Source organism: Archangium minus, from assembly GCF_044360475.1.
Classification (GTDB): Bacteria; Myxococcota; Myxococcia; order Myxococcales; family Myxococcaceae; genus Archangium; species Archangium minus.
In genome coordinates this window covers 1173577-1187761 of sequence record NZ_CP043494.1, presented here as the reverse complement: position 1 = coordinate 1187761, position 14185 = coordinate 1173577, and the positions used below count along the sequence as shown (strand labels likewise).

The following is a 14185-nucleotide window of genomic DNA, read 5'->3' as shown; positions in this document are numbered from 1 at the left end:
CCCAGTTTTCGACAGACCCCCCGAACTAGCGGGGGGCTACAGGGAGGCAACATCATGAGCTTCAAGAAGAGCTGGGGTCTCGGCGCCATCGCCGCGGCCTCACTGCTGGCGGTGCCCGCGCTCGCCCAGGATCGCGACGAGCGCATCTTCGACGCGGATGAAGCGCGCCGGAGCCTCACCCAGGATCTGAACGTCAGCGTGAGTGGCGGCTTGAGCGCCTTCACGGGAGACCTGGGGGCGGAGACGGTCGCAGGTGGCTTCCTCGGTGTGCAGGCCAGCTCCCGCCCGCTGCCCCTGCTGGGCGTCGAGCTCGGCTACGAGGGCTCACGCAACGCGTTCGAGGACATCGACGGCGGCCTGTGGCGTCACAACGTCGGCGCGCTCGCCAAGGTGGGCCCGGAGCTCGGCGTCAACCGCAACCTGCGGCCCTTCGTCGGCGCGGGCGTCGGCGTGAGCTTGCTCAACCCGAGCGAAACCGGTGAGGTGCCCTTCGACAATGACGTCATCACCGAGGTGCCGTTCGCCGCGGGCGTCGAGTACGACCTCGGCGGCATCACGGCCGGTGCGCGCGCCTCCTACCGGTTGCTCGGTGGCGAGAACCTGGGCGCGGCCGAGAGCGGCAACATCGTCAACCTCGGCATCCAGGTGGGCGGCGCTTTCTAGGCACCGCCCTGGCTGCCTGGCGACCTAGCCCTTGATGCGGAACACCACGGCCGAGGGACCCTCGAGCCTCACCACCCCGCTTCGCAGCGGCTCCTGCGTCACGGTGCCGCCGAAGCGGGGCGACTCGGACCACAGCACCAGCTCGGCGTTGGCGGGCACCCGGTGCTCCAGCGTCCCCTTCACGTTGACGACGACGTGGAGAGCGTCCCCAGGGCCGCGGCGCTCCAGTACCAGCGAGTGCGTGCCCGTGGGCCGCGCGTCGAAGTGTCCCCGACGGTGCTCCTTCAGGGAGGGCTCGGTGGCGCGCAGTCGCAACAGCTCGCGATAGAGGGCGAGCACTCCAGCGTGCTCCGGCCGCCCGGCCTCGCTCCAGTCGAGCTTCGAGCGCGTGAAGGTCTCCACCGCCTGCGGATCCGGCACCGTGTCACCCGAGAAGCGCGCGAAGCCGGCGAACTCCTTGCGCCGGCCCTCCGTCACCAGCCTGCCCAGCTCCTCGTTGTGGTCGGTGAAGTACAGGAAGGGCGTGCTCGCGTTCCATTCCTGCCCCATGAAGAGCAGCGGCGTGTACGGCGCCAGCAGCAGCAGTGTGCTCATGGCCCGGAAGGCCGCTGGGGACACATCCGCCCCCAACCTCTCTCCATGAGCCCGGTTGCCCACCTGGTCATGGTTCTGGATGCAGAGCACGAGCTGCCAGGGCTCCGCGCCGCTCGCGGGTGTGCCCCGGACGCGGCCGTGCACCTGGGACTCCTGGCCCTCGTAGAACCAACCCTGACGCAATGTGCGCGCGATGTCCTCCGCGCTCCCGGTGTAGTCGCGGTAGTAGCCCTCGCTGTCCCCCGCGAAGGCCCGGCGCATCTGGTGGTGGAAGTCGTCCGCCCAGACGCCGTCCAACCCATGGCCGCCCTGGGCCCGCGGACGCACCAGGCGCGTGTCGTTGCGCTCGTCCTCGGCGATGACCACCACCCGCCGGCCGGGAGCCGCGGCGCGGGCCCGCTCGGCGATCTCCGTGAGCAGGTGCGGCGTGCCGTCGTCGAGGATGGCGTGCGCCGCGTCCAGGCGCAGCCCGTCCGCGTGGTAGTCGCGGATCCACATCTCCACATTGGAGAGCACCAGCGAGCGCACCACCGCGGAGCCCTCACCGTCGTAGTTCACGGCCTCGCCCCAGGGCGTGTGGTGGCGGCCGGTGAAGTAGTAGGGCGAGTAGCAGCGCAGGTAGTTCCCGTCCGGCCCATAGTGGTTGTAGACGGCGTCGATGAGCACCGCGAGCCCCTCGGCGTGGGCCGCGTTGATGAGGCGCCGCAGTCCCTCGGGGCCGCCATAGGCCGCGAGCGGGGCGAAGAGATCCACTCCGTCGTAGCCCCAGTTGCGCACACCCGGGAAGCTGGCCAGCGGCATCAGCTCCACCGTGGTGATGCCCAGCTCCTTGAGCGCGCGCAGACGGGGAATGAACGCCTCGAAGGTGCCCTCGGGCGTGGCCGTGCCCACGTGCACCTCGTAGATGACCTGCGCCTCCGGATCTGGCCCCTTCCACCCGGCGTCCGTCCAGGCGAAGTCCGGCACCACGACCTCGGAGGGGCCGTGCACACCGTCCGGTTGTGAACGGCTCCAGGGATCTGGGAAGGGGCCCTCTCCGTCCACCCGCAGCTTGTAGCGCACGCCCGCGCCTTCGCCGGCAAGCGTCGTGGAGAAGAAGCCTCCCCCTTCGTCCTGCATGGGCAGCGAGGTGCCCGGGCGGCCGTCCTTCCCGTGGAGCACCACCTCGACCTTCTTGTGCCCCGGAGCCCAGACCCGCCAGCGCACGCCCTCGCCCGGCTCCACCCAGGCCCCCAGGCGAGCCACCTGACTCCGCGTATCCTCTGCTCGTTCCATGACCACCTACTTATCCACCCTCACGCCATCCGCAGGTGTCCTTCAGGCCAACGAGGCGGGAAGATGTTCACTGGTGGCCCTGTCTCGCATGGTGGATGCCCCCTCCGAGAGCGGGCGGGCACTGGCGGTGTCGGCAGGCAACGCTTGTCGCGTGACCTTTCCCAACGGAAAGATGGCGCCCACTTCATGAGCCCACGTCCCGATCACCTGCAGGCCGTCTCCTTCGCACGCGGCGACTCCGTTCGCGAGCGCGTCGCAGCGTTGGAAGTGCTCTCACCCCGTGAGATTGACCAACGCCTCACCGAGCTCGGCTACAGGGGCCAGACGGAGGCCCGGCGTGCGGCGTCGGTGCTCGCCTACCGTCACGTGCGGCGGCTGCGGCGCATCCACCTGGAGGGCATCCTCCCCGAGCCCGGCACGCGCGAGAACTGTCTCTTCCTGGGCCCTACTGGCAGCGGGAAGACCTTCCTCGTGGAGCTGCTCTTCAAGGAGATTCTCGGTGTCCCCACCGTGCTCGTGGACGCCACCCAGTTCTCCGAGACGGGCTACGTGGGCGACGACGTGACCACCATGCTCTCGCGGCTGTACGAGGCGGCGGGTGGGGACGTGGCGTGGGCGGCCTGTGGGGCCATCTGCATGGACGAGTTCGACAAGCTCGCCACCAGCCGCTCTGATGCCCGCTTCGCCGGACAGCAGACCACCAAGGACGTGAGCGGCTTCGGTGTGCAGCGCAGCCTGCTCAACCTGCTGAGCGCGGCGAAGGCGGACTTCCCGCCGGACTTCGGCTTCACCAGCCGCACGCCGCCCATGCCGCTGGAGCTGTCCGCCATCACCTTCATCGCTTGTGGGGCCTTCAGCGGACTGAAGAGCACGGCGGAGGAGCTGGGCGGACAGAAGGAGCGGATGGGCTTCGGTCGCGACACGCGCAAGCGCGAGGCGGCCATCGCGGAGAAGGTGTCGGAGGATCAGATCGAACAGACGACGGCCTTCGCGCGCTACGGCTTCATCCCGGAGCTGATTGGCCGCTTCAGCCGCATCGTCTCCTTCTCGCCGCTGGACGCGGTCACGCTGGGCAACATCCTCGAGGACAACGTGCTGCGCACCTACGAGCGCGAGTTCGCCCACGAGGGGCTGAACCTGGAGGTGGATACAGCAGTGCGCGAGTGGGTGGTGCAGCGAGCCCTCAAGCGCGAGACGGGAGCGCGTGGTCTGCGCGCCGCCCTGGTGCCCCAGCTGGAGCGCGCCGCCTACGATCACTTCGGCGAGCCGGAGGTCTCCACCGTGCGCCTGGTGCTCGAGGGAGATCAGGTGAGCGTCGTCACCCGCTGAGCAGGCACGGGGTCGGACGAGCAAGGCGGAGGGGCAGGCGTCCCCTCTCCCTCTGGGAGAGGGAAAGGGTGAGGGTCGTCCCGACTCCATCCGTTCGTCCCATGTCTCGCCCGCGTCAGATATCGGCGCTCCGTGAGGAGGCCGTGGCTATGATGGGCCGAGAGCGTGCGGCCCTTCCAGCCCGACGCGGGATACCATGTACCTCCTCGACATCGACATCTCCGGACTCAAGTTGCTACGCGATTTCCGCCTTTCGCTGCGGGACGCGCAGGGACAGCCGAGGATGTGGACGGTCCTCATTGGTGAAAACGGGCTCTGCAAGACGAGCATCCTGCAGGCCATCGCGATGGCGGCGAGCGGCTACCTCCGCGCGAATCAGCTCGCGGATGTGCCCTCGTTACCGGACCGAAGGCTTACTGGAAGAGCCATGACTATCGACGCCGAATTCACCTTCGGCGCGAACCAACACACGCAGCGGAAATACCCTGGAATCCATCCGCGCCCGGAGTTTCCGCCGGTCATCTACTCGAATCTCTGGCTCTCGCTGGGGCATAGCGTCTTCGATGGAAAGTCGGACTACGGCGACCACCGCGAGAGCGTGAACGAACCTTCGTTGGATCCCATCGAGGAAGCCAGGGCGCTCAACCTTCCCCAATGGTTCGTGGCAGGTTACGGAACCACGCGTCTGTTACCGCGCCCCTTCGCGAGTGACAAAGTAGAAGATCCCATCCTGAGCAGGCTCAACTCCCTGTTCGACCGTGGTCGGATCATCGGAACAGGATTCGCGGACCTGCTCGAAGACTCTCTAGAGTTTGCTCAAGCACTACATCAAGCACTCGTGAGCAGCCAACTGCTGCCACGAACCACCAACGTCGAGTTGCAAGGACGAGGCGGAACGAAGACCCCGAGCGATCTCGTCGCAAAGCATAGCTTCGAGCTCAAGGTTGGCACCGAAACGTTGAAGCTTCCCGCGACCTGGCTCTCGCAGGGTTACCAGAGCACCATTGCCTGGATCGCCGACATCATCGGTCAGATGTTCTGGGAGAACGGTGGGCCCATCCCTCTTTCCGAGATGGAGGGTCTGATTCTCGTGGATGAGATCGACCTGCACCTCCACCCCAAGTGGCAGCTTGGCCTCATCCCCACCCTCAAGCGCGTCTTCCCGAAGCTCCAGTTCGTCGTGACGACGCACTCGCCCATGATCCTGCCAGGACTGTCTCGCGAGGAGGTCGTCATCCTGGGCACCGATGACAAGGGCAACGTCATCCCGCAGGAGAGCTCGGAGTCCCCGGCGCTACTCACGGGCAGCGAAATCTACCGAACCTTCTTTGGCATCGACCGGCTCCACCCGTCCGATCTCGGCAAGGATCTCCAGCGCTATAGCTTCCTCATCGCCGACCCGCTCCGAAGCGATGAGGAAGACAAGGAGATGCACGACATCTCGAAGCGCCTCGCCGAAGCTGGCGTCGATCCCGGCTGGGAGCCCGTCCCGCGCATCCAGGAGCCACCGGCCGGGAGCGAAAAGCCGTCATGATCCGTATCCATCGCGGTGCGGAACCCGCGGAACTCGCCGCCGCGAGGGCGACCGAACTCCCCAGAATCCAGGCCCTCGCCACCACACGTCGGCCAACCCAGGACGACCTCGGCAGGAAGTACGAGGTCGCCCGGGAAGCTCTCTGGAAGGCCCAGAGTTACAAGTGCTGCTACTGCGAGAGCCGGGAACAGTCGAAGCGCAACGATGTCGAGCACTTCCGGCCCAAGACACAGGCAGACCGGAGACCCGGCGCGCGCGAGGACCACGGCTATTGGTGGCTCGCCTGGAGTTGGGAGAATCTCCTCTTCTCCTGCCGCAACTGCAATCAAGCTCCCGCCAAGCTCGACAAGTTCCCGCTCGCCGAGGGGAGTGAGGCGTTACAGGCAGGTGAGCCTCCTCCGGGCAAGGAGCGGCCATTGCTCATCGACCCGGCAGAGGAATCCGGCATCGAGCACATCCAGTTCGTCCGGATGCCCCATGGCCCCGCGACGACGGGCAGGTGGTACCCCAGGCCTCGCAATGGAATCTACCGGGGAGCAATGACCATCAGGGTCTGCATGCTGGACCGGCCCGACCTGCTCGACTTGTACGGGCACCATGTCGAGCAGCACGTCATGCCCATTGTGGAAGACATCCGCGCGGCCATGCGGGGAGGCAGCACCGCCGACGTGCAGCGACAGTGGTCACGCGCACTGCTGCGACTGCTCAATCCAGCTCAGCTCTACATCGGGCTCTCGTACGACGTGCTCGACTTCTTCATCCCCTCCGTGCTCCGCAAGAAGCACCAACTCGAGCTCACCCTGCCCAACTCGCGGTAGCCGGGAGAATTGCCCATCCAGGCTACCGCCCCAGGATTCGCGCGAGCACGTCCACGCCGCGCAGCACCACGTCCGGGGGCGAGCAGGTGAAGCACAGCCGGATGTGGTGCGGGAACGGCCCGAAGCTCGGCCCTGGGGACACCAGCAGGTTGTGCTCGACACACCGCTCCAGCAGCCCCGGGAGTCCCCGCTCGTCCAGGTGCTTGGAGACCTCCAGGAAGAGGAAGGTGCTGCCCTCCGGCGCGGGGACGCCCAGGCGCGCGGCGGCCTTCGTCCCTGTGTCGCGGTAACTCGCCGAGGCCATGGCCACCCAGGCCTCCCCCGGGCCTCTCAACACCCGCTCGCCCGCGAGCTGCGCCGCCGTGGGCGCGCTGTAGAAGGAGTGCGTACTCACCTTGCGCAGCTGCGCCACTGCCTCCGCCGGCCCCACCACGTAGCCGCACCGGTTGCCCGCCATGCCATACCCCTTGCTGAAGGAGTACGAGGAGAGCGTCCGCTCCGGTGCCAGCGCTCGCGCGTACGTGTGCTCGCCCGCGTAGACATAGTCCTCGTACACCTCGTCCGAGAGCAGCCACAGCCCCTCACGGCGCGCCAGCTCCGCCAGGGCCTCCACCCACGCGCGCGGCAGCACCCGGCCCGAGGGGTTGTTGGGCGTGTTGAGGTAGAGCGCCACGCTGCGCTCCGTGAGGCGCTCGCGCACCGCCGCCACCAGCGCCTCCGGACTCTCGCAGTCCAGGAAGGGCACCGGCACCGGCTTGCCGTGGAACGCCGTGACGATTCCCGAGATGAGTGGCCAGTAGGGCGCGAGGATGAGCACCTCCTCGCCCGGTGACACCAGCCCGCCGATGATCGCCCCCAGCGCGCCCGTGGCCCCCGTGGTGATGAGCACCTGGGAGCGCTCGGTGGGCACGCCCGTCCTCGCTCGCACCCGCTCCACCACCGCGTCCAGCAGCCCTGGCAGCCCCTGCACCGGTGCGTAGCGGTGCATGCCGGGGTGCTCCTTCACCCGGAAGTCCTCCATGCGGCAGCCCTCGGGCGGCTCCATCCACGTGTCCCCCACGTGCAGCGGGTACACCTCTCCGGTCCTGCTCGACAGTCGCTCCGCGAGCCCGGAGTACAGCGTGCTCGACATGCCCGAGACCGAGGGCGCGTAGGCGGGATGGCGCGGCATGGAACTCCTCCTGGCTTTTGACGGAGGGCATGTTGCCCGGCCTTACGCCCGCTCACCAGGCAGGCGACGAATCCCCTGCTTCATGCTCGCCCGGTTGTGCCCGCTCGCTCCGGCTCCCACCTTGTTCCGATAGAGCCATTCAACGAACACGGTGGAGAACAATGACCCTGCACAAGTGGACGTGGAGCCTCACGGCGGTGGCACTGTTGGGTCTCGCCTCGGGCTGCAGCAAGGACCGCACGGACGCGGGACGCCTTGATCGCGAGAAGACGGTGCAACCAGGCACCGAGGGCGCCAACACCCCGCTGGCGGACTCGCGCCAACCCGAGCAGAACCCGGAAGTCACTGGCGGAGAGGACCTGGCGGACCAGGAAATCTACGGGACGGTGACCGGGGTGGCCGGCAACAGCCTCACCGTGCGCAACCCCAGTGGGAGCACCACCCTGACCCTCTCGCTGGATGACGACACCCGCTTCGTCCGCCAGGGCCAGCAGGCGGACCGGGGGCAACTCAAGGAAGGCATGCAGGTGCGCGCGTCCTATGACGAGGACGAGGGCAAGTACGAGGCCACCACGGTGGAGCTCCTCCAGGACGCCTCCGCGCCCCCGAAGCAGTGAGCCGCGCGGTACCCGGCGAGGTGAGCCATGCATCACACACGTGAGATTCCCCGCGAGGGGTGGGCCGACTACCTCTCATTGCTGAGCGCCATCGAGCGCGACCACCAGGTGCACATCCAGGCGGGGAGTCCGGAGCTCGGAGAGCAGACGGTGGCCGGGAGCCTGCCGCTGGTGGACATCGCCCTCGAGGAGAAGGGCAGCGAGGAGGGCGCCATCGAGGTGACGGTGGGCAACCCGGGCGAGGAGCTCACCCATCGCATCTCCCACCCGGAGCACCTGTGGGCCGAGGAGAGCGACAGCGGGGAGCTCGAGTGCCTCGACATCGAGGACGCGGACCACGTGAAGACGCTCATCTACTTCGAGCCGCAGGAGTTGCTCGACGAGGCCTCGCCGCCACCGCCAGCGTAGCGGCTCCGGAGGCCGAAAAATGAAGAGGCCGGAGACGCACCGCCCCTCGTGGAGGCGTGCATCCCCGGCCCTGTCAGCTCACGAGAGCGGACGGACTACGGGTAGAGCGCGCGGGCGCCGGACTTGTCCAGGCTGGTGAGCACGAGGTCACCGGTCTGGGTGCCGTTGCACTGGGGGTAGTGCATGACGGAGGCGCGGTCGTAGGTGGTGGTCAGCGCGCGCCAGTTGGCATCCTCGTAGCAGCCGGAGGAGGTGGAGCGGGTGTGCTCGTGACGGAAGCCGAGCGTGTGGCCCAGCTCGTGGCGCAGCACGCCCGTGAGGGTCCAGGCGCCCGTGCTGCTAAAGGCGCTGCTGTCGATGAGCACGTTGCGGGCCGAGCGGCTGGAGTTGGGGAAGAACGCGCGCGCCGTGTAGCCCGCGCCGCTCACCATGCGCACGTCGAAGACGACGGCGGACTGGGACGCGGTGCAGCTGGAGTCATAGCTGCTGCTGTGCACGAAGTTGACGTTGGCGGTGGCCTCCCAGGCCGCGGCCGCGTTGGCCATCGCCGTCACGACGGTGTTGTAGCGCGTGCCGAACGAGGTCTTGCTCACGCAGTAGGTGATGTTACGCGCGGCGGTAGCGCTCCACTTGATGTCGCGGCCACTGACGTAATACACGGCCAGGCCGCCCTCGGTGGTGCCCACGTCACCGTTGGCCACGTAGTTGTCGTAGTACGCCTTCAGACCCTCGATGCCCTCGATGGCCTCGTCGCCGTTGACGACATAGACGTCGCCCTCATCCTTGATGGCCTGCGCCTGAAACTCCTCGAACGTCGGAATCTGCTGCTGCTCAGCGGCCTCGGGACCACCGCAACCAACGAGCGCCACACCGGCCAGCAACGCCATCGAGATCTTACGCATGGGGGACTTCCTCTAGGGGGGACAACGGGGGTTTGACGTGGGCGCCTGGAAAACCAGCCGCGACCGCGCCCCCGAGCCATGAGCAACTCCCAGGCCAGGAAGACCGCTCGCCTGAAATCGAGGACTTAGCGGGGATACCTCGAATAGCCCTGGAGCAGGGTTGCTCCAGGCAGCTCCAGGTTTCTCGTAAAAGGGCCTGACAGTTCCCGAGCAAACCCTTGTCATCTCAGGGGGTTGCGCGTGACGACCCTCATCGTCCGAGAGTCGGACGGCGATGTTGTGCAATCGGACAGCGGGCACACGCCTCTCGCACCGGGAAGACTCACCGGGAGCGAGATCGGCCACAAACGTGTCGAAGGGCCGGGGAAGAGCCCTCACGAGAAGTGAGAACGCACATCCCCGGCCCGGACTTCACTCACGAGGCCCGGGCTTGGGCCGCCGGATTACGGGTAGAGGGCGCGGGCGCCGGTCTTGTCCTTGCTGGTGAGCACGAGGTCGCCCGTCTGGGTGCCGTTGCACTGGGGGTAGTGCATGACGGAGGACGAGTCGTAGGTCGTCAGCCCGCGCCACGCGGAGTCCTCGTAGCAGCCGGTGCTCTGCAGGCGGGTGTGCTCGTGACGGAAGCCGAGCGCGTGGCCCAGCTCGTGGCGCAGCACGCCCGTGAGGGTCCAGGCGCCCATGTTGCCGAAGGCGCTGCTGTCGATGAGGACGTTACGGGCCGAGCGGCTGGAGTTGGGGAAGAACGCGCGCGCCGTGTAGCCCGCGCCGCTCACCATGCGCACGTCGAAGACGACGGCGGACTGGGACGCGGTGCAGCTGGAGTCATAGCTGCTGCTGTGCACGAAGTTGACGTTGGCGGTGGCCTCCCAGGCCGCGGCCGCGTTGGCCATCGCCGTCACGGCGGTGTTGTAGCGCGTGCCGAACGAGGTCCTGCTCACGCAATAGGTGAGGTTGCGCGCCTGGGTGGTGCTCCACTTAATGTCGCGGCCACCGCTGTAGTACACGGCCAGGCCGCCCTCGGTGGTGCCCACGTCACCGTTGGCCACGTAGTTGTCGTAGTACGCCTTCAGACCCTCGATGCCCTCGATGGCCTCGTCGCCGTTGACGACATAGACGTCGCCCTCATCCTTGATGGCCTGCGCCTGAAACTCCTCGAACGTCGGAATCTGCTGCTGCTCAGCGAGCTCGGGACCACCGCAACCAACGAGCGCCACACCAGCCAGCAACGCCATCGAGACCTTACGCATGGGCTTTCCTCTAGGGGGACAACGGGGGTTGGCGGGTCGCCTGGAGGACCAGCCGCGACCGCGCGCCCCTGCCCTGAGCAACTCATGGGCCAGGAAGCTCCACTCTTGGAATATCAAGGACTTGGTGGGCCTCACCCGAGTTCAGTTGGAGCACCCACAATCCTCATGGCGCGGCAAGATTGCCAAGGAGCTTTACATATTTCAGCTCCAACATTCGGAGTTTCAAATATTTATGCTCAAACAACCACCCTGTCCGGAAGTCGGACACGTGCTGTCTTCCCATGAGGCACACGGCCAGGCACCAAGCCGCAGCACAGGACTCAGCCGTTGGCGGCCTCGGGCACCTTGAGGGGAGTGGGCGGGGCGCTCGTGTCGCCCTGGGCGAAGTAGATGCGCTCGAGCAGCTTGCGGTGGTGGATGAGGGGCTTGTCGTACTTGCCCAGGCGCATGCCCTTCATGCTGTAGGGGGTGTGCGCCACCAGGGGGATGAAGCGGGCGTCGTCACGAATCTCGTACCAGGACATGGCGAGCGAGGCCCGGCGCACCACCGGCAGCAACGGGCGCAGGCGCTTGTCGTGGAGCAGGCCGAAGGAGAAGGTGTGCAGGCGCGTGGTGTGCGCCGTCTCCGGCACGAAGAAGATGACGGCGCGGTTGGTGAAGGGGCGCTGCTCGCCGGTGGGGCTCGTCCAGGTGATGGTGTAGTCGGTGCGCACGGGGTCGAAGCGCGTCACCCAGTGGTTCTGGAAGAGGTCGCCGTTGCGCAGCAACAGCAGGGGAATCAGGTACGAGGGCCGCTGGGGCGCGCGGTAGAGCACCTCGGTGCGGTCCTCGAAGTTGTGGGCCTCGTACTGGATGTCCTTCGCCTGGGCGCGGTTCCACCCCAGGCGGGTGTGGACGAAGGGGGTGTGCTCGTCCTCGCTGAAGTTGTCGAGCGCCACGTGCAGCGGCGCGCGGAAGAGCATGGAGAAGGCGCCGTTGAAGTCGTAGCCCTGCGGGACGAAGTCGGGGAAGGCGGACAGGGGCGTGTCGCGCGCGGAGAGCCACAGGTAGCCGAAGCGCTCCACCACCTGGAAGGAGCGAGTGTCGCACTTCTTGAGGTCGGGCTGGCTGGGGCTGCGACCGCGGCCGTCGGCGTCGAAGAGCCAGCCATGGTAGGGGCACTCGAGCTGTCCCTCGCGCGTGACGCGGCCGGCGGACAGCGGTGCGAGGCGGTGCGGGCAGGCGTCAGCGAGCGCGGCGGGACGACCCTGGGCGTCGCGGAAGAGGGCGTAGGACCGACCGGCGAGCTCCACGCGAACGGGCTTGTCGCGCAGCTTCCGAGCGGAGAGCACGGGATGGAAGAAGCGGGTGACGTCGGGCATGGGCTCCATGGGCAGAAGTATACGCCTGCTCAGGAAGAGCCTCCTGCAGGGCCGGGAGCATGCGCATACTGTCCCACTGCCCCGGCCCCCAAGCCCGGCCGGGCGGAGGCTGGATGACGCTGGAATCGCTGCTCCTGGCGATATGGCCCCACGTGGCGGCGGCGTTCACGGTGGTGGCCAACCTGCTGGCCACCGGACACGCGGTACTGCGCAAGCGGGATGTGCGCGCGGCGGTGGCGTGGGTGGGTCTGGTGTGGCTGGTTCCCCTGATAGGGGTGGTGCTGTACCTGCTGCTGGGCATCAACCGCATCCGCCGCCGGGGTCGCTCGCTGGCGCTGCGCCAGGAGCATGGCCAGTTCCCCCCGAAGCCGAGCGTGGCCGCGTGCACCCCCGAGCAGTTGGTGGCGGCGGTCCCCCCTGCGACCCACCTGGCGCCGCTGGCCCGCCTGGTGGACGAGGTGGTTCATCACCGGCCGCTGCTGCCAGGCAACCGGCTCCTCCCGCTGGAGGCCGGCGCAGGTGCCTACCCAGCCATGCTGGACGCCATCGAGGAGGCGCGCACCTCCATCTCCCTGTGCAGCTACATCTTCGACAACGACGAGGCGGGGAGGCGCTTCGTGGACGCGCTCGGGCGCGCGGTGAAGCGAGGGGTGCAGGTGCGCGTGCTCATCGACGCACTGGGCGCGCGCTATGACTGGCCTCCCATCACCGGCCGTCTGCGCCGTGCCGGGGTGCGAGCGGCGCGCTTCCTCCCCACGTTGTGGATGCCGGCGCGCCTGCCCTTCATGAACCTGCGCAACCACCGCAAGCTGCTGGTGGTGGACGGGAAGGTGGGCTTCACCGGGGGGATGAACATCCGCGAGCACTTCCTGCCCGGCCACGGCGACGCGAGAGACCTGCACTTCCGCGTGGAAGGTCCGGTGGTGGGGCAGCTGCAAGAGACGTTCGCCGAGGACTGGGCCTTCACCACGAAGGAGCGTCTGGAAGGGGAGGCGTGGTTCCCTCCGCTGGAGCCCGTGGGGCCTGTAGTGGCGAGGGGGATTCCAGACGGCCCGGACGAGGACTTCGAGACCTTGCGCTGGACGCTGCTGGGAGCACTGGCCTGCGCGCGCAGCTCGGTGCGCATCGTCACGCCCTACTTCATTCCGGACTCGGCGCTCATCACCGCGCTGAACGTGGCGGCGCTGCGGGGCGTGCGGGTGGACATCGTGTTGCCCCAGAAGCTCAACCTCCCGGTGGTGCAGTGGGCCGCCACCGCGCAGCTGTGGCAGGTGATGCGCCCTCATTGCCGCGTCTTCCTCACCGCGCCGCCGTTCGACCACACCAAGCTGATGGTGGTGGACGGCGTGTGGTCGCTGGTGGGCTCAGCCAACTGGGATCCGCGCTCGCTGCGGCTCAACTTCGAGTTCGATGTGGAGTGCTACGACGCAGAGCTCGCCACGCGCCTGGACGCCCTCATTGAGGAGCGGGTGTCGCGGGCCCGGCTTCTCACCCTGGAGGAGCTCAACCAGCGGCCGCTGCCCATCCGCCTGCGCGACGGCGTGGCCCGGCTCATGTCGCCGTACCTGTAGGCCCGCGCCGCCTCAGCCGTTGGCCACCTGGGGGACAACGGCCTCCCTCCAGCGCACGAGGAAGGTGCAGGCCGTGCCGTCAGAGGACCACTCGTCCACGTGCACGTTGCGCGCGCCCGCCACCTGCTGCGCCCGGAGGATGAACCCCGCCACGAAAGAGGAGTAGTTGCCGAAGATGTCGTTCACCCACAGCTCCACGTGCCGAGGCGCGTCCTCCAACCGCACCTCGCTGAAGTTGTTGAAGCCGCGCAAGTCCCGCCCAATGCGCTCCAACATCCGCCGCGGACCGAGCACCGGCGCCAGCTCCGCCACCACGCGGCCCATGGACGTCTGGAGGTAGCCCTCCATGAAGTGGATGCCCATCCACCAATGCGCCTCAGAGGGAGGCAGGTGCGGGTAGAGCGCCTCGGCGCCGACGCGGACGAACATCCTCCACTGCTCCAACGGGTAGGAAACGTCGAGCGGATGCGCCAGGTCCAACCCGGCCTCCCGAAGCCATCTGCGGGCAAGGGGCGTCAGCGTCGCCCCCAGCTCCCGGACGAACAGCGCCTCAATGGCCGTCGCAAACACCAGCTTCTCTGGCGGCATGACGCTCCCTTGGCACCTCATCGGCGCCCCCCACAGGAAAGCCGCTCCGGTCACGAAGCGCTCCCCTCACCGAGAACGGATGCTCACTTTCTCATACTGGGGAACGT

Annotated in this window: 13 protein-coding genes; 7 read left to right on the top strand and 6 right to left on the bottom strand. The window is 67.7% G+C overall.

The features are described 5' to 3' along the window. Positions 1–54: 54 nt before the first annotated feature. Positions 55–663 (top strand): outer membrane beta-barrel protein, encoded by a 609-nt coding sequence (locus F0U60_RS05025; protein ID WP_395814681.1) that lies wholly within the window; start codon positions 55–57, stop codon positions 661–663. A 24-nt stretch (positions 664–687) separates the two neighbouring features. Here the strand turns inward: F0U60_RS05025 and treZ are convergent, their stop codons facing one another. Further along, the gene (gene treZ, locus F0U60_RS05020) at positions 688–2532 is read right to left on the bottom strand and encodes a malto-oligosyltrehalose trehalohydrolase (RefSeq protein WP_395814678.1); all 1845 of its coding nucleotides are present in this window, start codon (positions 2530–2532) and stop codon (positions 688–690) included. A 186-nt stretch (positions 2533–2718) separates the two neighbouring features. Here treZ and F0U60_RS05015 point away from each other — a divergent pair, with 186 nt between their 5' ends. The 3 genes from F0U60_RS05015 to F0U60_RS05005 all read left to right on the top strand — a co-directional run bounded on the left by F0U60_RS05015 (position 2719) and on the right by F0U60_RS05005 (position 6213). Continuing rightward, a complete protein-coding gene (locus F0U60_RS05015; protein ID WP_395814675.1) occupies positions 2719–3861 on the top strand; it encodes an AAA family ATPase in 1143 nt (380 codons plus the stop codon). A gap of 196 nt (positions 3862–4057) precedes the next feature. Then, entirely contained in the window at positions 4058–5395 is a 1338-nt protein-coding gene (locus tag F0U60_RS05010) for an AAA family ATPase (protein ID WP_395814672.1), read from the top strand. Then, a complete protein-coding gene (locus F0U60_RS05005) occupies positions 5392–6213 on the top strand; it encodes an HNH endonuclease (RefSeq protein ID WP_395814669.1) in 822 nt (273 codons plus the stop codon). The genes F0U60_RS05010 and F0U60_RS05005 overlap by 4 nt, the downstream gene beginning before the upstream one ends. 22 nt (positions 6214–6235) lie before the next feature. Here the strand turns inward: F0U60_RS05005 and F0U60_RS05000 are convergent, their stop codons facing one another. Further along, positions 6236–7384, bottom strand: coding sequence for a pyridoxal phosphate-dependent aminotransferase (locus tag F0U60_RS05000; protein ID WP_395814666.1), 1149 nt, complete (start codon positions 7382–7384; stop codon positions 6236–6238). A gap of 161 nt (positions 7385–7545) precedes the next feature. On the opposite strand from F0U60_RS05000, the gene F0U60_RS04995 reads away from it, so the two are divergent. Both F0U60_RS04995 and F0U60_RS04990 read left to right on the top strand, forming a co-directional pair. Next, positions 7546–8001 (top strand): hypothetical protein, encoded by a 456-nt coding sequence (locus F0U60_RS04995; RefSeq protein ID WP_395814663.1) that lies wholly within the window; start codon positions 7546–7548, stop codon positions 7999–8001. A gap of 27 nt (positions 8002–8028) precedes the next feature. Next, positions 8029–8409 (top strand): DUF5335 family protein, encoded by a 381-nt coding sequence (locus F0U60_RS04990; RefSeq protein ID WP_395814659.1) that lies wholly within the window; start codon positions 8029–8031, stop codon positions 8407–8409. Between the two features lie 95 nt (positions 8410–8504). Here F0U60_RS04990 and F0U60_RS04985 read toward each other — a convergent pair whose 3' ends face one another. From F0U60_RS04985 to F0U60_RS04975, 3 genes are all read right to left on the bottom strand, one after another. Continuing rightward, complete coding sequence (locus F0U60_RS04985; RefSeq protein WP_395814656.1) at positions 8505–9311, bottom strand: M57 family metalloprotease; 807 nt, start codon at positions 9309–9311, stop codon at positions 8505–8507. A 443-nt stretch (positions 9312–9754) separates the two neighbouring features. Beyond that, the gene (locus F0U60_RS04980; protein ID WP_395814653.1) at positions 9755–10558 is read right to left on the bottom strand and encodes a M57 family metalloprotease; all 804 of its coding nucleotides are present in this window, start codon (positions 10556–10558) and stop codon (positions 9755–9757) included. Between the two features lie 320 nt (positions 10559–10878). Further along, positions 10879–11919, bottom strand: coding sequence for a Rieske 2Fe-2S domain-containing protein (locus F0U60_RS04975; protein WP_395814650.1), 1041 nt, complete (start codon positions 11917–11919; stop codon positions 10879–10881). A 113-nt stretch (positions 11920–12032) separates the two neighbouring features. Here F0U60_RS04975 and F0U60_RS04970 point away from each other — a divergent pair, with 113 nt between their 5' ends. Next, positions 12033–13490 carry a phospholipase D-like domain-containing protein gene (locus F0U60_RS04970; protein ID WP_395814647.1) on the top strand — a complete coding sequence of 486 codons (1458 nt, stop codon included), beginning with the start codon at positions 12033–12035 and terminating at the stop codon, positions 13488–13490. Positions 13491–13502: 12 nt separating this feature from the next. Here F0U60_RS04970 and F0U60_RS04965 read toward each other — a convergent pair whose 3' ends face one another. After that, the gene (locus tag F0U60_RS04965; RefSeq protein ID WP_395814644.1) at positions 13503–14078 is read right to left on the bottom strand and encodes a DUF2378 family protein; all 576 of its coding nucleotides are present in this window, start codon (positions 14076–14078) and stop codon (positions 13503–13505) included. Positions 14079–14185 lie beyond the last annotated feature (107 nt).

What these genes read in the sequence shown, in the direction of transcription:
- F0U60_RS05025 (WP_395814681.1), top strand. Translation starts at nt 55, where the DNA reads ATGAGCTTCAAGAAGAGCTGGGGTCTCGGCGCCATCGCCGCGGCCTCA.
- treZ (WP_395814678.1), bottom strand. Translation starts at nt 2,532, where the DNA reads ATGGAACGAGCAGAGGATACGCGGAGTCAGGTGGCTCGCCTGGGGGCC.
- F0U60_RS05015 (WP_395814675.1), top strand. Translation starts at nt 2,719, where the DNA reads ATGAGCCCACGTCCCGATCACCTGCAGGCCGTCTCCTTCGCACGCGGC.
- F0U60_RS05010 (WP_395814672.1), top strand. Translation starts at nt 4,058, where the DNA reads ATGTACCTCCTCGACATCGACATCTCCGGACTCAAGTTGCTACGCGAT.
- F0U60_RS05005 (WP_395814669.1), top strand. Translation starts at nt 5,392, where the DNA reads ATGATCCGTATCCATCGCGGTGCGGAACCCGCGGAACTCGCCGCCGCG.
- F0U60_RS05000 (WP_395814666.1), bottom strand. Translation starts at nt 7,384, where the DNA reads ATGCCGCGCCATCCCGCCTACGCGCCCTCGGTCTCGGGCATGTCGAGC.
- F0U60_RS04995 (WP_395814663.1), top strand. Translation starts at nt 7,546, where the DNA reads ATGACCCTGCACAAGTGGACGTGGAGCCTCACGGCGGTGGCACTGTTG.
- F0U60_RS04990 (WP_395814659.1), top strand. Translation starts at nt 8,029, where the DNA reads ATGCATCACACACGTGAGATTCCCCGCGAGGGGTGGGCCGACTACCTC.
- F0U60_RS04985 (WP_395814656.1), bottom strand. Translation starts at nt 9,311, where the DNA reads ATGCGTAAGATCTCGATGGCGTTGCTGGCCGGTGTGGCGCTCGTTGGT.
- F0U60_RS04980 (WP_395814653.1), bottom strand. Translation starts at nt 10,558, where the DNA reads ATGCGTAAGGTCTCGATGGCGTTGCTGGCTGGTGTGGCGCTCGTTGGT.
- F0U60_RS04975 (WP_395814650.1), bottom strand. Translation starts at nt 11,919, where the DNA reads ATGCCCGACGTCACCCGCTTCTTCCATCCCGTGCTCTCCGCTCGGAAG.
- F0U60_RS04970 (WP_395814647.1), top strand. Translation starts at nt 12,033, where the DNA reads ATGACGCTGGAATCGCTGCTCCTGGCGATATGGCCCCACGTGGCGGCG.
- F0U60_RS04965 (WP_395814644.1), bottom strand. Translation starts at nt 14,078, where the DNA reads ATGCCGCCAGAGAAGCTGGTGTTTGCGACGGCCATTGAGGCGCTGTTC.